This is a genomic window from Pseudomonas sp. HY2-MNA-CIBAN-0224 (genome assembly GCF_040310285.1).
GTDB lineage: Bacteria > Pseudomonadota > Gammaproteobacteria > Pseudomonadales > Pseudomonadaceae > Aquipseudomonas > Aquipseudomonas helleri.
Window position 1 is genome coordinate 1 of sequence record NZ_JBEOPQ010000506.1, and the last position, 273, is coordinate 273.

1 protein-coding gene is annotated in these 273 nt (G+C 38.1%); it reads left to right on the forward strand.

Going from position 1 to position 273, the window contains the following annotated elements; translation table 11 throughout:
* Positions 1-188, forward strand: a 188-nt coding sequence (locus AAEZ03_RS27340) for a type II toxin-antitoxin system HicB family antitoxin (protein WP_350582982.1), incomplete at its 5' end; no start/stop codon positions are given.
* Positions 189-273: the final 85 nt, after the last annotated feature.

Sequence of the window (273 nt, forward strand, 5' to 3'; positions counted from 1 at the left end):
CATGGGCAGTCGTCGCTGTTGACGTGAATCGGTATCTTGGTAAAACTGAGAAAGTCAACGTAACGTTACCTAGTCGATTGATTCACTTAATTGATGCTAAAGTTGCCAGTAATAAAGAGCGCTATAGAAGTCGTAGTGCCTATCTATCGAACCTAGCAGAAAAAGATTTGATTATGACTGACGCTTAACCGATAAAAAACCGACTCGATTGAGTCGGTTTTTTATTTCTTTTATTATATCTAGGTTTTTAAGTTACAACTGCGTATGCAAACC